The organism is Streptomyces sp. NPDC107521 (genome assembly GCF_055598485.1).
The window spans coordinates 1-15,412 of sequence record NZ_JBVKAT010000021.1; the positions used below are offsets into that span (position 1 = coordinate 1).

General features: G+C 75.7%; 8 protein-coding genes. 5 read left to right on the forward strand and 3 right to left on the reverse strand.

All coding sequences use genetic code 11. The annotated features are described in order from the left end of the window. The 4 genes from ACZ7LB_RS25980 to ACZ7LB_RS25995 all read left to right on the forward strand — a co-directional run. The coding region (locus ACZ7LB_RS25980) for a GntR family transcriptional regulator (protein ID WP_471471633.1) at positions 1 to 392 on the forward strand (392 nt) is incomplete at its 5' end. 540 nt (positions 393 to 932) lie between these two features. Then, positions 933 to 8,144: an amino acid adenylation domain-containing protein gene (locus ACZ7LB_RS25985; protein ID WP_471471634.1), complete on the forward strand. Its 7,212-nt coding sequence runs from the start codon at positions 933 to 935 to the stop codon at positions 8,142 to 8,144. A 28-nt stretch (positions 8,145 to 8,172) separates the two neighbouring features. After that, on the forward strand, positions 8,173 to 9,369 hold the full coding sequence (locus ACZ7LB_RS25990) for an FAD-dependent monooxygenase (RefSeq protein ID WP_471471635.1): 1,197 nt from the start codon (positions 8,173 to 8,175) through the stop codon (positions 9,367 to 9,369). Then, the gene (locus tag ACZ7LB_RS25995) at positions 9,366 to 10,307 is read left to right on the forward strand and encodes an SDR family NAD(P)-dependent oxidoreductase (protein ID WP_471471636.1); all 942 of its coding nucleotides are present in this window, start codon (positions 9,366 to 9,368) and stop codon (positions 10,305 to 10,307) included. Before ACZ7LB_RS25990 ends, ACZ7LB_RS25995 begins: the two co-directional genes overlap by 4 nt. Positions 10,308 to 10,413: 106 nt before the next feature. Here ACZ7LB_RS25995 and ACZ7LB_RS26000 read toward each other — a convergent pair whose 3' ends face one another. Together ACZ7LB_RS26000 and ACZ7LB_RS26005 are read right to left on the reverse strand one after the other, a co-directional pair. Next, positions 10,414 to 11,220, reverse strand: coding sequence for an alpha/beta fold hydrolase (locus tag ACZ7LB_RS26000; RefSeq protein WP_471471637.1), 807 nt, complete (start codon positions 11,218 to 11,220; stop codon positions 10,414 to 10,416). Between the two features lie 75 nt (positions 11,221 to 11,295). Further along, positions 11,296 to 12,477 (reverse strand): MFS transporter, encoded by a 1,182-nt coding sequence (locus tag ACZ7LB_RS26005; protein ID WP_471471638.1) that lies wholly within the window; start codon positions 12,475 to 12,477, stop codon positions 11,296 to 11,298. Between the two features lie 62 nt (positions 12,478 to 12,539). On the opposite strand from ACZ7LB_RS26005, the gene ACZ7LB_RS26010 reads away from it, so the two are divergent. Further along, positions 12,540 to 13,553 (forward strand): ArsR/SmtB family transcription factor, encoded by a 1,014-nt coding sequence (locus ACZ7LB_RS26010; protein WP_471471639.1) that lies wholly within the window; start codon positions 12,540 to 12,542, stop codon positions 13,551 to 13,553. Between the two features lie 343 nt (positions 13,554 to 13,896). On the opposite strand, the gene ACZ7LB_RS26015 is transcribed toward ACZ7LB_RS26010, so the two are convergent. Next, entirely contained in the window at positions 13,897 to 15,390 is a 1,494-nt protein-coding gene (locus ACZ7LB_RS26015) for an NAD(P)/FAD-dependent oxidoreductase (protein ID WP_471471640.1), read from the reverse strand. Positions 15,391 to 15,412 lie beyond the last annotated feature (22 nt).

The window sequence follows — 15,412 nt, forward strand, 5'->3', positions numbered from 1 at the left end:
GCCCCGTCGCCGCCCTCCTCGACGTCACCCCCACCACCCGCGTCCTGCGCCTGGCCCGCGTCCGCCGCACCGACCAGGGCCCCGTCGCCCTCCTCCTCAACTTCGTCCGCACCGACCTCGCCCCCGGCATCGAACGGACCGACTTCACCACCGCCAGCCTCTTCGGCACCCTCGAGGGCACCTACGGCCTCAAGATCACCACCGCCCGCCGCACCTTCAGCGCCGAAGCCGCCACCCCCGACGTCGCCCACGCCCTCGACCTCCCCGAGCACGCCCCCGTCCAGTACCTCCAGCAGGTCACCCACCTCGCCGACGACCGCCCCGTCGAATACTCCGACGTCTGGATCCACAGCGGACGGCTTCGCGCCGCCCCCTTCCTGCTGCGCCGCTGACGGGCCCCGCCCCGCGGTTCCGGGCCGGGCCGCCACGCGGCGCACCCGGGCCCGCCGCGCGCCGCCGCCCCCTTCGCGGCGGTCTCCTCCGACTGCCGTCCCCGCCCCTCGTCCCGGGGTGTCCCGGGTCCGGTGAACCGCGGCCGGCGGTCCCCTGAATTCCGGCTGCGACGTATTTCCGGCGGATGGTGGGGCGGGAGTGTTCGGGGTGTGTACCGGACGGGTGTGAGGTCATTTCCCGGGCCTTTTCCGTCCCTCTCGGAATGTGTCCCTTGAGGTGTGCCGCGGCGCCTGTTTCCGGTGCGGCAAAGGGGCGGACCGTGGCGGACGGGCCGATATTGACGCTCTTGAAAGCGCAGGTCACAGAGGTGTGCCTCGGGTCAACGGCTTATGTGAGTAGGCCCCGCTACCCGAGTGCGCAGTGGCCACCCGGCGGTTTGCGCGCCTAGGGTGATCGCGTCCTCGTGTTCCGGTATCCGCTGTTCGGAATCCACCTTGCCCTGAATCCTTTGATCACTCAGGGAAGAGAAAGGAAACCTTGTGGCTATAGGCCGCGATTTTCCGCTCACCTCGTACCAGAAAGACATCTGGGCCGCCGAATCCCAGACCCCGGACAGCCCCCAGTTCAACGTCGTGATCTGTGAGACGGTCACCGGGCCCTTGGACGCCGAAGCGCTGCGCACCGCGCTGGCCGGGACCCTCGCCCGGCACGAGGCCTTCCGGCTCCGCTTCGGTGAGCGGGACGGCGTCCCGTACCAGTGGGTCGAGGGGACCCCCGCCCTCCTCGACGACCCCCGCACGGTGGAGCTGGTCGACCTGTCCGGGGAACCGGAGCCCGGGCCGGCCTGGGAGGGCTGGCGGGAGGCCGCCTTCGTCCGGCCGTTCCCGCTGCTCGGCGCCCCGCTGTTCCGCGCGGCGCTGGTCCGGCAGGGCGCCGGGGTGCTGCACCTCCACCTCGCCGCCCACCACCTCGTCGTGGACGCCTGGACCCTCAACGCGGTCAGCCGGGACACCTGGGCCGCGTACGCCCGGCGGGCCCCGGACACACCGGCGGGCGAACCGCTCCCGCCTGCCCCCTCGTACCGGGAGTTCGCCGCCGCCGACGCCGCCTACCGGTCCTCCCCGGAGCGCGCGGCGGCGCGGGAGTTCCACCGGGCCGCGCTGGACGGCGTGGCCCCCGCCCTGTTCCGGCGCTCCCCCGACCGCCCGGCCGTCGCGCGGCGCGGCCACCACACCCTCACCCTCGGCGGCGACCTCGTCGCCCGCATCCGGGCCGGCGGCTCGACTCCCTTCGCGTACCTCGCCGCCGCCTTCGCGACCCACCTGGCCCGGGTGCACCGCTCGGACGAGACCGTCCTCGGCGTCCCCTTCCTCAACCGGACCACCGACGGCGAACTGGCCACGGCCGGACAGTTCGCCAACAACCTGCCCCTGCGCGTCCCGGTCCCCGCGGACGCCACCCTGCGCGACCTGGCCGCCCTCGTACGGGAGCGGGCCGGGGCGCTCAGGACCCACCAGCGGCTGGCCCTGGGCGACGTCCTGCGCGACCGTCCGGCGACCGGCTCCCGGCAGTTGTTCGACGTGGTCGTCTCGTATCTGCGCGGTCCGAGCCCCGAACTCCCGGAGGGGGTGGAGCGGGAGACGGCGCTCACGGCCCCGGTCCACGAGCAGGACGCCCTCTCCGTGATGATCCGGGCCGTCGACGACGACGCCGACCTGCGGATCGAACTGGACTACGCGGCGGACGTCTTCGACGACGACCTCCCCGTCGAGGCGTTCGCCGGCCAGCTCCTGACCCTGGTGCGCAACGGACTGGACGCGCCCGACCGGCCCGCCGCCGAGCTGCCGGTCCTGACCCCGGCCGAACGGCGGGCCCTCGTCGCGGCGCAGCAGGGTCCCGAGGCCCCCTACCGGTCCGACGCCACCCTGCACGGCCTCTTCGAGGAACAGGCCGACCGCACCCCCGACCGGGTGGCCGTGACCGCGGCCGACGGCGCCGTGCTGACCTTCGCCGGACTGGAGGCCCGTGCCAACCGTGTCGCGCACGCCCTGCGCGCCGAGGGGATCGCCCCCGGCGACCGGGTCGCCGTCCTGCTGGAGCGCGGGCCGCTGACCGTGCCCGTGCTGCTCGGGGTGCTCAAGTCCGGTGCCGCCTACGTGCCCGTCGACCCCTCGTACCCGGCCGGGCGGGTCGCCTTCCTGCTCCGCGACAGCCGCGCGCGGGCGGTGCTCACCGGCCCCGGGGCGGCCCCGCCGGACCTCCCCGCCGGGGTGCCCGTGCTCGACGCGGGCCCGCTGGTGGAACAGGGCCCCGCCGCCCGCCCGGAACCGGCCGCCGGACCCCGGGACCTGGCGTACGTCATCTACACCTCCGGCTCCACCGGGCGCCCCAAGGGCGTCATGGTCGAGCACCACTCCGTCGTCAACCGCCTGACGTGGACACAGCAGCGGTATCCGCTCGGCCCGGACGACACGCTGCTCCAGAAGACCCCGGTCTCCTTCGACGTGTCGGTCTGGGAACTCTTCTGGTGGGCGGTGCGGGGCGCGGGCCTGGCGCTGCTCCCGCCGGCCGGGGAGCGCGACCCCCGGGTGCTGCTGCGCACCGTCGAGGAACGCCGGGTCACCGTGGTGCACTTCGTGCCGTCCATGCTCGGCCCCTTCCTGGACCTGCTGGAGGCGGAGCCCGGTCTGGCCGCCCGGCTCTCGGGCCTGCGCCGGGTGTTCTGCAGCGGGGAGGCGCTGCCGCCCGCCCGGGTGGAGCAGTTCGCCCGGGTGCTGGGGGCGCTGCCCGGCGGCGGCCCCGCCCTGACCAATCTGTACGGCCCCACCGAGGCCACCGTGGACGTCTCCTACCACGACTGCCCCACCGGCTCCCGCCGGCCGGTGCGCAGGGTTCCGATCGGCCGCCCCGTCGCCAACACCGCGCTGCGCGTGCTCGACCCGTACGGCGAGCCGCAGCCCGTCGGAGTGCCGGGGGAGCTCTGCGTCGGCGGTGTCCAGGTGGCCCGCGGCTACCTGGACCGCACCGAGCTGACCGCCGAGCGGTTCACCGGGGACCCCTTCGCCCCCGGCGGGCGCCTGTACCGCACCGGCGACCTCGCCCGGCTCCTCGCGAACGGCGAGATCGAGTACCTGGGCCGGATCGACGGACAGGTCAAGGTCCGGGGCAACCGGGTCGAGCCGGGCGAGGTGCGCGACGCCCTGGCGTCCCTGCCCGGGGTCCGCGACGCCGTGGTGGTCGACCACCACGACACCGCCCTCGGCACCCGGCTGATCGGCTACTACGCGGCGGAGGAGGAGCACGACCCGGTGGCGCTGCGCGCCGGCCTCGCCCGCTCCCTGCCCGAGTTCATGATCCCCGCGGTCTTCGTCCGCATCGACGCCGTGCCGCTCACGCCCAACGGCAAGGCCGACCGGCGGGCCCTGCCCGAGCCCGTGGCCGCCCCCCGGCACGCCCGCACCGAACCCAGGAACGCCACCGAGGCCGCCCTCGCCGAGACCTGGGCCGAGGTCCTGGGGTCCGGACGGGTGGGGGTGCACGACGACTACTTCGCGCTCGGCGGCGACTCCGTCCTCATGCTCCGGGTCCGGGCCCTGGCCGAGCGGCGCGGCTACCGCTTCGACCTCAGCGACCTCGTGCGCAACCCCACCGTCGCCGCCCTGGCGCCGCTCACCACCGCCGGCGGCCCCGCCCCCGAGGAGCCCGCGCTGGAGCCGTTCGCCCTGGTCTCCGGCGTGGACCGGGCCGGTCTCGAGGGCCACGAGGACGCCTGGCCGGCCAACCGGCTCCAGCTCGGGCTGCTCTTCCACAGCCGGGTCGAGCCGGAGTCGGGGATGTACCGCGACGTCTTCCGCTACAGCCTCGCCCTCGGCACCTGGGACCCCGGCGCCTTCACCGCCGCCCACCGGCTGCTGGTCGCCCGGCACCCCGTGCTGCGCTCCTCCTTCGACGTGGGCGGCCGGGCCGAGCCGCTCCAGATCGTGGACGCCGCGATCGAGGGCGCCCTGGACATCGCCGACCTGCGGGACGTCCCGGCCGAGGAGGCGGAGCGGGTCATCGCGGCCCACGTCGAGGAGCGCCGCCACCACGGATACGTCTTCGACCGGCCCCCGCTGCACCATCTGCGCGTCCACGTCCTGCCCCGCGGCGTCGAGCTGGTGCTCAGCTTCCACCACGCCATCCTGGACGGCGGCAGCGTCGCCACGCTGATCCGGGAACTCCTCCAGGACTACGTCCACCTGCTGGGCGGACCCATCGGCGCCGTCCCCGCCGCCCCGGAACGGATCGCCGCCCACCACGCGCTGGCCGAACGGCGGACGCTGCGCTCCGAGGAGGCCCGCGACCACTGGGCCGGCTACCTCGCCGGGGCGCCCCGGCTGCCGCTGCCCGCCTTCCGGCTCCACGAGGCACCCGGCGGCGGGGGGCGGATCACCCGGCGGCTGGACCTGCCCGACGACCTCACCGAGGCCGTACGCGCCTTCTCCCGCGCCCACACCCTGCCGGTGAAGTCCGTGCTGTTCGCCGCCCATCTGCTCACCCTGCGGATGTTCTCCGGCCAGGACGACCTGGTCACCGGCCTGGTCACGCACGGCAGACCGGAGCTGGAGGGGGCCGAGCGCGCCACCGGGCTCTTCCTCAACACCCTGCCCGTCCGGGTCACCGGCACCCCGGCGAGCTGGCTCGACGCCGTCCGGGACGCCTTCCGCCAGGAGCAGCACAGCCACCCGTACCGCCGCTACCCGCTCAGCGCCATCCAGGAGGACGCCGGCCACAACGTCCTGGACACCGCCTTCAACTACCTCCACTTCCACCAGCTCGCCGAGGTCTTCGCCCTGCCCGGCGTCGAGTCCCTGGACTTCCGCACCTGGGAGGAGACCAACTTCGCGCTCCTGGTCAACGCCGTCACCGAACCCGGCGGCGGCGGGATCTGGCTGCGCGTCGACTACCAGGGGCAGCAGTTCACCGAGGACCAGGCCACGCTGCACGGGCGGGCCCTCACCGGCATCCTGGAGCGCGTCGTCCGCCACGGCGACGAGCCGGTCGACTTCGGCTTCCTGGCCGAGCCCCTCGGCCCCGTCCCCACCGCCCGGCCCGCCCCCGACGTGGTGCGCGCCTTCGAGGAGCGGGCCGCCCGCGACCCCGGCGCCCCCGCGCTGGTCCACGGCGACCGGCGCTGGAGCTACGCCGAACTGGACGCCGCCGCCGACCGCGCGGCCCGGCGGCTGACCGGACTCGGCGCCGGGCCCGGCACCCGCGTCGCCACCGCCATGGAACGCTCACCCGAGGTCGTCGCCGTCCTCCTCGGCATCCTCAGGGCGGGCGCCACCACGGTGCCCCTGGACACCGCCTACCCGCCCGAGCGGATCGCCGCCATGCTGGAGCAGGCCGCCCCGGTGGCCGTGGTCACCCACAGCACCACCGGCACCGACCCCGCCCACCTGCCCGGCGACGGCGGGACGACGCCCCTCGTCCGGGCCGCCGCCCTTCTCGCCCCGGCGCCCGGGGACACCGCCGAGGGCACCCCGCCCGCCGCCCTCGACCCCGCGTCCGCCGCCTACCTCCTCTTCACCTCCGGCTCCACCGGCGCCCCCAAGGGCGTCGAGATGCCGCACCGCTCCCTGGCCAACCTCGTCGCCTGGCAGAACGGCCAGCCCAGCGGCGTCACCGGGGGCATCACCGCCCAGTACGCGCCCATGAGCTTCGACGTCTCCTTCCAGGAGATCTTCTCCACCCTCTGCGGCGGCGGCACCCTCCTGCTCCTCTCCGAGGACGAGCGCCGCGACCCGCCCGCGCTGCTGCGGCTGCTCGACCGGGAACGGGTCGAACGGCTCCACCTGCCCTACGTCGCCCTCCAGCAGCTCGCCGAGGCGGCACAGGCGCTCGGCGTGGTCCCCGGCTCGCTCCGGGCGATCATCTCCTCCGGCGAGCAACTGCGGGTCACCGACGAGATCCGCGCGCTCTGCGCCGAGCTGCCCGGGGTGATCCTGGAGAACCAGTACGGCCCCACCGAGTCCCACGTGGTCACCCGCCACACGATGACCGGCGACCCGGCGGCCTTCCCGCCGCTGCCGCCCATCGGCACCCCGGTCGACGGGGCCGAGGTGCTCGTCCTGGACGCCCGGATGCGGCCCGTGCCGCCCGGCGTCACCGGCGAGATCCACCTCGGCGGGATCTGCCTCGCCCTCGGCTACGCGGGCCGCCCGGACCTCACCGGCGAACGGTTCGTGCCGAGGCCCGGGGGAGGCCCCGACGACCGGCTCTACCGCACCGGCGACCTCGGCCACCTCCTGCCGGACGGCTCCGTGGTGTGCACCGGACGGTCCGACTCCCAGGTGAAGGTGCGCGGCTACCGGGTGGAACCGGCCGAGGTGGAGCTGGCCATCACCCGGTTCGCCGCCCACCACCCGGGCCTGGCCGAGACCGCCGTGGTCGCCCGGCGCCGGGACGGCAACGACTCCTTCCTCGCCGCCTTCCTGGTCGGCGACCCCGACCGCACCGATCTGCCCCAGCTGGTCAAGCAGTTGCGCTCCGCCCTCCCGGACCACCTGGTGCCCTCCCACTTCCAGTGGCTCGACGCCCTGCCGCTCACCCCCAGCGGCAAGCGCGACGACCGGACCCTGCGCGAGATCCCGCTCACCACCGCCACCGGCTCCTCGGACACCACCGAACCCCGCGACGCCCACGAGACGGCCCTCATCGAGATCCTGCGCGAACTGCTGGGCGTGCCGCGGCTCGGCGTCCACGACGACCTCTTCGCCCTGGGCGCCACCTCCCTGACCGCGATGCGGCTGGTCGTCCTGATCGAGCAGCGGTACGGAACGGCCGTGCCCCTCTCCGAGTTCGTCGCCGCGCCCACCGTCGCCGAACTGGCCGCCCGGCTGCGGGCCGGGGGCGGCACGGCCGGCTTCGACCCCCTCGTCCCGATCCGGACCGGGGGCGCCGCCCGCCCGCTGTTCTTCGTCCACCCCATGGGCGGCAACGTCCTGTGCTACGTCCGGTTCGCCACCCATCTGCCGCCGGACCGCCCCTTCTACGCGCTCCAGGCGGCGGGCGTCGACGCGGGCACCGAACCCCTGCGCGGCGTCCCGGAGATCGCGGCGAGCTACGTCGCACGCGTCCGCGAGACGCAGCCCGAGGGGCCGTACCTGATCGGCGGCTGGTCCTTCGGCGGCTTCGTCGCCTTCGAGATGGCCCGTCAACTGCGCGCCCAGGGCCAGGAGGTGCGCCGGCTGGTGCTGCTGGACACCACCGCCCTCAACCCGGGCCGCAGGCTGCGCACCGGCGACGACGCGCTGCTGCACTGGTTCTTCTGGGAACTGCTCTGGCTGCGGCGCGGCGGCGACTCCCCCGAGGAGGTGATCCCGCCGGAACTGGTCACGCTGGACGAGAAGTTCGCCTTCATCGCCCAGCTGGCCGTCGACGAGGGAGTGCTCCCGGCCGGGGCCACCGGCGCCGTCGTCCACCGCCTGTTCCAGGTGTACGAGGCCAACTGGCGGGCCGCGTTCGCCTACCGGCCCGACGTGGTGGACCAGGACCTCGTCCTGATCCACGCCACCGAGCCGCTGCCCGAGGTGCTGGACACCATGCACACCGCGATCCAGTCCATGCACCGCGATCCCACCAACGGCTGGCGCGAACGCACCAGCGGCGAACTGACCGTGATCGACGTGCCCGGCGACCACCTGACGATCATGGAGGAGCCGCACATCGCGCACGTGGTCCGGGTCGTCACCGAACTGATCGGGGAATGAGATGACAGCGCGAACCGGAGGCAGTGGAATGGGCAGGCGCAGGGCCTTGGTCATCGGAGCCGGCATCGGCGGACTCACCGCGGCGGCAGCGCTGCGGGACGCCGGCTGGGACGTGGAGATCCACGAACGGGCCGCCGAACTCAGGGCCGCGGGGTCCGGGCTCTCGGTCATGAGCAACGCCGTCGGGGCACTGCGCTCCATCGGCCTCGACCTCGGCCTGGAACGGCGCGGACAGATCCTGGAGTCCTACCACGTGCGCACCGCGCGCGGCCGGCTGATCAGGGAGTTCCCCTTCCCCGCGATCATCCGGCGGCTGGGGGTGCCCAGTGTCCTGATCACCCGCTCCGCGCTCCAGGGAGCGCTGCTGGAGGCCACCGACGGAATCCCCCTGCACCTGGACTCCACCGCCCGGGACTTCACCACCGACCCCCGGTCCGGCGAGGTCACCGTCCGCTTCACCGACGGCCGGGAGGCCCGCGGCGACGTGCTGATCGGTGCCGACGGGTTCCAGTCCGTGATCCGCAGGCAACTGGCCGGGCCGGAGGAGTCCCGGGACAGCGGCTACATCGTCTGGCTGGCCCTCACCCCGTTCCGCCACGAGCGCTTCACCCCGGGCTCGGTCACCCACTACTGGGGCAGCGGGCAGCGGTTCGGCCTGGTCGACATGGGCGGCGGGCTCCTCTACTGGTGGGGCACGAAGAACATGCCCGCCGCCCGCTCCCACGACTGGCGGGGCGGCAAGGCGGAGGTGGCGCGGGCGTTCTCCGGCTGGGCCGAGGAGGTCGAACAGGCCATCGCCGTCACCCCGGAGGAGGACATCCTCTCCGTGCCCTCCCGCGACCGCGTCTTCCTGCGGCGCTGGGGGAGCGGCCCGGTCACCCTGCTCGGGGACGCCGCGCACCCGATGCTCACCAGCCTCGGCCAGGGCTCGGGCATGGCGATCGAGGACGCCGCCGTCCTCGCCCGGCGGCTGCGGGGCGCCACGGACGTCCCGGAGGCGCTGCGGGCCTACGAGGACGAACGCCGCGACCGCACCCGGGCCATGGTGGCCTCCTCCCGGTCGGTCAGCGACTTCGAGCAGTCGGAGAACCTGCGCCGGCCGCTGCGCGACGCGTACTTCCGCTTCATGCCGGACCGGAAGCTGACCGGCATCCTGGAGCAGTCCCTCACCTTCACCCCCGAACCCCCCGCGCTCACCGGCGCGGCGACGGAGGGAGGCCGGTGACCGTCGCCGACACACCCCGGCGGGGCGCCCGGCCGCGCCCCGCGCCCCGGACCGCCCCGGTGGTGCCGCACGGCCGGAACGTCCTGGTCACCGGGGCCTCCAGCGGCCTCGGCCGCGCCACCGCGCTCCACCTGGAGCACCTGGGCTTCCGGGTCTTCGCCGGGGTGCGCAGGGAGGCCGACGGCGACGCGCTGGCGGCGGCCTCGGCCCACGGCCGTATCGAGGCGGTGCGGATCGACGTCACCGACGCGGAGTCCGTCCGCTCGGCCGCCCGGCACCTCGCCGGGCGGACCGGCCCCGACGGGGCGCCGGACACCGGCGGCGCCCTGTGGGGCCTGGTCAACAACGCGGGGGTGTGCGTCTCGGCGCCGTTGGAGTGCGTACCGGCGGACCGGCTGCGCTGGCAGCTGGAGACCAACGTGGTGGGGCAGCTCGCCGTCGTCCAGGAGTTCCTGCCGCAGCTCCGGCGCTCCCGGGGCCGGATCGTCAACATCACCTCGGGCCTGGGCACGGTGGCGCTCCCCTACCTCGGGGCGTACGCCGCCGCCCAGTACGCCAAGGAGGCGCTGAGCGACGTCCTGCGGCGCGAGCTGAGCGGCTTCGGGGTCTCGGTGAGCGTGGTGCAGCCGGGTGCGATCGACACCCCGATCTGGGGCAAGCTCAACGAGGTCGCCCAGGAGGCGCTGCGGCACGCGGGCGACGACGTGGCCGCCCTCTACCGCGAGCGGTTCACCGGCTTCCTCGCGGGCAACGAGCAGGGCGCGAAGGAGAGCCGCACCGCCCCCGGGGACCTGGCCCGCGCCGTCGCCCGCGCCCTCACCGAGGCCCGCCCCCGGACCCGCTACCGGGTGGGCGCCGACGTGCGCAGGCTGGCGGTGCTGGCCCGGGTGCTGCCTGACCGCCTCCTGGACCGGTACCTGCGCCCGCTGACGGGCTGACGGGCTGACGGGCGCCGGCGGCCGACGGGCCCGGCGGCGGAAGGAGCCTCCCGGGGCACCGGCGGGTCCGGCGCCCCGGAGGCTCCACCGGGTCCGGGCGGAGGGGTCAGGAGGAGCGGTCCCCGGCGCGGCCGGCGCCGGCCAGGAAGTCCGTGACCAGGCGGGCCCAGTCGGCCGGCCGCTCGGCGGCGATGGCGTGGCCGCAGTCCAGGATGGCCAGTTCGGCGCCGGGGATGCCGTCCGCCAGCTCACGGGAGTGGAAGGGGGTGGCGAGCACGTCCTCCCGCGGGGAGACCACCAGGGTGGGCACCCGGACCGAGGCCAGGTCCCCCGTCACGTCGACGGTCTCCAGGAGGGCGAGCTGCCGGTCCGTGCCCGGGGGGAGCCCGGCGGCGAACTGGGCGAGCTGCTCCTCCAGTTCCTCCGGGGCGCGCTCGTCCAGCCAGCTCGCGCCGCCCACCACCAGGGACAGGTAGGCCGCCAGGGAGCGGCCGTCGCCCGACCGGCCGAGGGCCCGCCAGACGTCGACGACCAGGCGCAGCCGGGCGTTGGGCCGGGCGAACCCGGAGGACAGCACCAGCGCGGTCACCCGCCCGGGATGCCGCACCGCCGCCCGTACGGCGACGGCCGTCCCCATCGAGAAGCCCGAGACCGCGAAGGTCTCCGCCCCCGACCGCAGCCCGGCCGCCACCACGTGGTCGGCCAGCGCGTCCAGGGTCAGCGGGGCGTCGGTGAGCGGGGTGCCGCCCGAGCCGGGGTAGTCGGGCCCGATCACCGTGTGCCGCGCGGCCAGCGCGTCCAGGACGGGCCCGAAGCTGTCCCGCACGTCGCTGCCCGCGCCGTGCGCCAGGACCAGGGCGGGGCCCGAACCCAGGACCAGGGGGGCCGACGAACCGTACTGAGAGATCGTCATCCGCCCACGCTAGCGGGGGCACGGGGCTGGCCGGCGGGCGGTTTCACCGGGTTCGCGGGGGTGTGCCCGGCCGCGCTACTCGAACTGGTAGCCCGGCCCCCCGCCCCCGCGGAGCCCGGGGGCCAGTATCAGGGTCGCGGCCAGCGAGGCCGCCGCCGTCGTTACCATCCCGGTGGCCGGTGACGTCAGTTCGGCCACCGAACCGGCCACCGCCGCACCGATCCCCTGCAGGGTGAGCATCCCGGAGCTGTGCAGGCCCAGCGCCTGCCCGCTCAGCGCGTCGGGTGTCAGCGCGATCAGGCGCTCCTGCAACAGCAGCCCCGCCGCGTACCCCGGAGCGGCCACGGTGACCAGCACCAGAGCGGTCGGCAACCCCGGGCCCAGCGAGAAGAGCAGGTAGGGGGCGGCGAGCAGGACGCACAGCGGGACGGTCAGCCGCTCCCGCCACCGAGGCGGCAGGAAGCGGCCCGCGACGACGTCCCCGATCAGCATCCCCAGGGCTCCGAAGGCGAGGAGGAGGCCCGCGCCGCCCGGCGAGTAGGGGACGTAGAGCGACTCCACCCCGACGATCAGACCGTTCGGTACCCACAGCGCGAGGTAGACGTACCGGCGGGGCACCGAGGACCAGAGCCGTGCGTTGGCGCGCCACGTCGCGGCGATCGTCGCCCTCCCGGAGCCCCGGGGCGGCCGCCCGCCGAGCCCGCACCGGGCCACCAGGGCGGTCAGCGCGTACAGCCCGGCGGCCAGCAGCAGCGTGCCGCGCGCCGAAACGGCCGTCACCAGCGCCCCGCCGAGCGCGAAGCCGCAGATCTGGACGACCCCGGAGGACATGCCGAGCACGGACCGCCCCAGCAGATAGCCGTCCCGGTCCAGGATCTCGTGGAGCAGCCCGTACCGCACCCCGCCGCCGACCGACCCGATGACGCCGAGCCCCAGCAGGACGGCGAACACGGCGGGCACCGGCAGCCCGGGAACGGCCTGGACGGCCGTGCCCGCGCCGAAGAGCAGGCCGAGGCCCGTCAGGGCGGCGCGCGGCGGCAGCCGGTCCGCACCGGACAGCACCGTGACCGCCCCCACCACCTGGGCGAACGCCGTACCGAACATGGCGAGGGAGGACAGCAGCGGCGAGCCCGTCCGCTCGTACACCAGGACGCCCAGGGCCAGTCCGCCGACCGTCTGGGCGGTGGTCTGCCCGGCCGAGGCGAGGAAGAGGGGGGTGAACTCGCCGGTACGGAAGAGTTCGCGATACGAACGCATGGCGGTGAGCCTCTCCGACGGGGAACACCGGACGTCAGACTTTCGCGGGGAGGCGAAACCACATGAGCTGGTGGCGGGTCGACACGGACACCCTCGCCGGGAGCCGCTTCGTCGTCTCGCCGCTGGCGGAGGCCCTCGCCGCCCTGAAGACCCTGCACCGGGGCCGCGCCGCCCACCCCGGTGAGCACCGGTGGCTGACCGCCCACCTCCCCGGCTACCGGGACCGCCTGGCCGGTGACCCGGTCACGGCCGCGCTGGTCGGGGCCGCGCTGGGACGCCGGTGGAACGCGACCTTCCTCACCCCCACGCCGCCGGGCGACGGTGCCCGCCCGTTCGCCGAGGAGCTGGAGCGGGTCCGCGGCACCCCGCCCGCGGCGGCCCGCGCCGACCTGGAGGAGTCGCTCGCCCGCCCGCTGCCGGCTCTCCTGCGCCGCGACGACCTGCCCCGGCGGGCCGCGGACGTGCTGGAGTGGGTGTGGACCGAGGCCGTCGAGCGCTCCTGGCCGCGCCGCCTGCGGATCATCGAGGCGGACATCGTCGCCCGCACCGCCCGGCTGGGGCTGCACGGCTGGGCCACCGCCCTGAACGAGATGCGCCCGGGGATGCGCTGGCTCGGGGACGACCGCTTGCAGACCACCGAGTGCGACGGCCCACCGCTGGAACTCGCCCGGGGGCGGCTGATGTTCGTACCGGTCACCCCGGACCAGAGCTGGCTCTGCTGGGACGTCCCGCCGGCCGGCCGCCGGCCTCCGCCCGCCGTCCTGCGGTACGCGGTCGTCTACCCGTGCTCGGGGGTCCTGGCCGACGACGGCCTCCGCGCGGCGCCCAGGGCCCTGGCCGCCCTCCTCGGCACCGCCCGGGCCGGGCTCCTCACCCTGCTCGACACCCCGAAGACGACCACCCAGCTGGTGGCCCTCACCGGGCTGCCCCTGGGCTCGGTGGGCCGCCATCTGCGGATCCTGCGCGAGGCCCGTCTGGTCCAGCGCCGGCGCTCGGGCCGCTCCGTCCTCTACTTCCGCACCGCGGCGGGTCAGGGACTCGTGGCAGCGCAGTTCCCCGGACCCGGCGGTCCGTGACGGACCCGGCGGTCCGTGACGGACGGGCCCGCTCCCGTCCGGACGCTCCGGTGAGGCGGGGTGGCCGGCCCGGGGTCCCGGGGCGCTGGTGTCGGCGGCGGCGGGCGCGACGACCGCCCGGTCCCGGGCGCGGCACGGCGAACGGCCGTCCCACCGCCGTTCGGCATCCGCAGGGGCGAGGGCGAGGCCGAGGGCGCGGGCGCGGGACGGGCGGGACCGCGTCTCCACCGCCCGGCCCGCCGCCCGCCGCCCGGCCCCCGCCGCGCCCCGCCCCGTCCGTCCCCCTTCAGCGCCCCGCCCCGGCGCCGCCCGGAGTCCCGTCCCCGTCCCGCGCGGCCGGGGCTCAGGGACGTGGGGCGGCGTCCCGGCGCGACGGGCGCCGGGGGCGGGAGCGGCCGTCGCGCCGGAAGGCGGACGGGTCGACCGACGCCAGCCGTCTGACCGGCCCCGGCACGAACGCGCCCCGGTCCTCCCGCCCCTCCAGCGCCCGCTGCGCCGCCAGGGCCACCCGGGACCCGGCGTACCGCAGGGGCTCGCCGGGTATCGACCCGCCCGGGGTGCGGGCCAGGGCGGACCCGGACCACTCGTCGTCGGTGCCCAGCACCAGCGACGCCAGCACCTTGGCCATCAGCTTGGAGGGGCCCACCCCGTCGCCGGAGTACCCGGTGGCATAGCAGACGCCCGGCACCGAGCGCAGCCACCCGGCGAACGGCACGGAGGTGACCGCGTACTCGACCGGTGCCGTCCACATCATGTCGACCGGCACGTCGCGCAGGTCGGGGAAGAGCCGGAGGAACTGGCGCCGCACCTCGTCGGGGCGCAGGGCGCGGCCCCACATGGTGTCGACGCCCGTGTTGCCGCGGGCGAGCCCCACCCCGCCCTTGCCGATGAGCAGGCGGCCGTCGGCCGTGGTGCGGTAGTAGTTCAGCCGCTTGCGGGCGTCGCACACCGAGGTGGCGTCCCGCCAGCCGATCGCGTCGAGCCGGTCCGGCACCGGCACGGTGAGGACGGTGTCGCTGGCCACCGTGACCATCAGGTCCGCCAGCTCCCCGAGCCGCCCCGCCCAGGCGTTGATGGCCAGCACCACCCGGTCGGCGCGGACGTCGGCGTCCGGGGTCACGGCCACCGTGGCGCCGTTCTCCCGCCGGAGCGCGGTGAGCGGCGTGTGCTCGTGGACGCGCACGCCCCGGTCCAGCGCCACGCGGCGCAGTCCGCGCACCAGCTTGGCGGGCTGGAGCGTGGCGCAGTGCGGGTCGACCACGGCTCCGTGGTGGGAGGGGGTGCCCACCGCCCGCCGGGCCCGGTCGGCGGTCAGCTCGCGCAGCGGCTCCACCCCGGCCCTGGACAGGCTCTCCAGGGTCGTGTTCCAGGCGCCGCGCTGGGCCGCGGACGAGGCGGCCCACATCCACGGTCCGCGCCGGTGCTCCGCGTCGATGCCGTGGGCCTCGACGAAGTCGAGGATCTCGTCCACGGCGCGTTCGGACGCCTCGCCGATCCGGCGGGCCTCGGCGTGGTCGCTGATGGCCACGAGGCTGGTGAACCGGGCCCACATGGGCATCAGATAGCCCGCGTTGGCGCCGCTGGCGCCGCCGCCGCAGACATCGGCGTCGACGAGGACGACGTCGGTGCCCGGGGCCCGGTCCAGGATCTCCAGGGCGGTCCAGAGACCGGTGTAGCCGCCGCCGACCACGCACACGTCGCAGCGGACGTCCTCCTTCAGCGCGGGGGACCTTCCGTCGTCGGGTTCGGTCGCGAGGGCGTCGCGCAGCCAGGCCGTCCGGGCGGCGGGGGCGGGCAGGCGGGCGGGCCGGGAGATGGGGAGCGTCTCGGTGGTCATCTGCTGTCTCCAGGGGGAGGGA